1 pseudogene is annotated in these 2,120 nt (G+C 67.6%); it reads left to right on the top strand.

Going from position 1 to position 2,120, the window contains the following annotated elements:
- Window positions 1-2,120: pseudogene (locus tag C811_RS17000) on the top strand (hypothetical protein); the annotation flags it as partial.

Consider the following 2,120-nt stretch of genomic DNA (forward strand, 5'->3'; position numbering starts at 1 on the left):
GAGCCGCCCGACGCGGAGGCCTCCGAGGGAAGCGATCACGCGCGGGCGACGGCCGACCTCGCCGCGAGGACCGTGGGCAGGGCGTTCCGATGCGCCAAGCCGGCCCCGAGAGCGCAAATCTCAGAGCAAGCTTCCTCGCGGGTTTCCCGATCGAGCCTCCCGCTCGACGACATCAACACCGGCAGCCCCCTGCCGCGTCCCGCATCGGTCATCGAGCTCGGCGGCTTGGTTTTCTGGGGCATCGACGGAGACACGGCCGAAGCCGGCGACTTCTCCTACAGCAGCAGCACCGACCAGGTGACCGTGCTGACGACCAAGCACCTCGTCGTGCAGAACAAGAACATGGGCTCCTCCTGCGCCACGAGCATCCTCATCCCCGCCGGCACCGACGCGCGCATCGTGCTCAACGGCGTCTCCATCTCAACCTCTTCCAGTGCCATTAGCGTGGAACCCGGAGCCTCCCTCCACCTTGTGCTTGCCGACGGGACGCTCAACAGCCTGTTTGCCAGCCGCAATGGCGCCGCGGGCCTGCGATGCACCACGAGAGGCAAGCTCGTCATCGACGACACGGTGCCCAACAGCGGCATTGTCCCCGAGAACGGCGAGGTGAGCGTCGATGCGACCCTCGATGACGGAAAGACCCGGGTGAAGCGCGGCGATCCCCTCAGCGTGCTCGCCAGCGACAACCCGGGAACCCTCGATGTCTCCTCGACCATGAGCAGCAACCTTGACGGCGCCTGTATCGGCGGCAACCACTCCGAGGCGGGCGGCGCCATCACCATCGAGGGCGGCCGCATTCTCGCAAAGAAGCCCGTTACCGATGTCGGCGGCTCGGCCGGCATCGGCGGCGGCTCGTTTGGCGATGGCACCAGCATCGACGAGTGGATCACCGTCAACGGCGGCTATATCGAGACCCAGGGAGGCTATCATGCAGCTGGCATCGGCGGCGGGGTGCGCAACGGGAACGCTGGCACGCGCTGCGGCAACATCCGCATCAACGGAGGCTACGTGAAGGCCACGGGCGGCGAGTGCTCGGGAGGGTTCGGTCAGGGTTGCTGCGCCAGCACCCGAGCCGACGGCTACCAGATCATCCTCACCGGCGGCACGCTCATCCCCTCGGCTGGCACCTGCGATATGGGCCAGACCGGCGTCAAGATCACCATCACCGGCGGCTCTATCGGCAACGGCGGCAACGTCGCGGACTTCCGGTTTCTCGGCGGCAACGGCACCGAAGCCTACAACGGCGCGGGCGAGCCCATCGAGATGATCCAGGTGGACCTCAGATCCGACGTGGGCGAGAACACCTACAAGGTCACCGACTGGCAGCTGCTCGTGGACGGCGAGCCCTACGACTACGGGGCGCCCGCCGAGTTCGACAAGGGAAACCTGTACCTGTGGCTGCCCAAAACCGTGAAGCAGGACAGCGAGGTGACCGTGAAGCTCACCTACCTGGACACCGACAAGCTGGACGAGAGCGGCAACCCCACCCCCGTCACGCCGCTGCCGCTGTTCCGCCCCGCCGACAGCTCGCTGCCGCCCGGCGTGACCAACGACGGCAAGCTGCGGCGCTACGCCGACTTCACCCTGGACGCCGACTACCTGGCGAACCTGGACAAGTACTACGACGGCAAGGGCGCATCCATGTTCCCCCTGCCCCTGCGCACGCCCGACGGGCGCGACCTGACCCAGGCCGAGAAGATCACCTTCCGCTACCAGCACCTCGACAGCGCCGGCAACCCCACGGGCGCCGAGACGGGCGACGGCTCCGACGTTGGCACCATGAAGTTCACCGCCATATCGACCCAGTACTCCAACGACACCGAGGGGAAGTTCTCCGAGAGCTACTGGGGGCACCGCGCCACCGGCCAGTTCACCATCTGGCCCATCGCCTCCCAGGTGAGCGGCATCGCGGCCGAGTGGGTTGACGACGGGAAGCCGGGGGACGTGGCCCACCCCTCCGACCAGGTGCTCAAGGTGAGCGCCACCATCGGCGCCGCCCCCACCGTGGACGGCGAGCTCGGTTCGGAGAAAACCAAGCCCACCTGCCAGGCCCCGCGCGGGCAGGTGCAGATATACGTGGACGGCAAGCCCGTGGGCGCGCCGGTGGACCTCGTGTACGC

It is taken from the genome of Adlercreutzia caecimuris B7 (assembly GCF_000403355.2).
GTDB classification, from domain to species: Bacteria; Actinomycetota; Coriobacteriia; order Coriobacteriales; family Eggerthellaceae; genus Adlercreutzia; species Adlercreutzia caecimuris.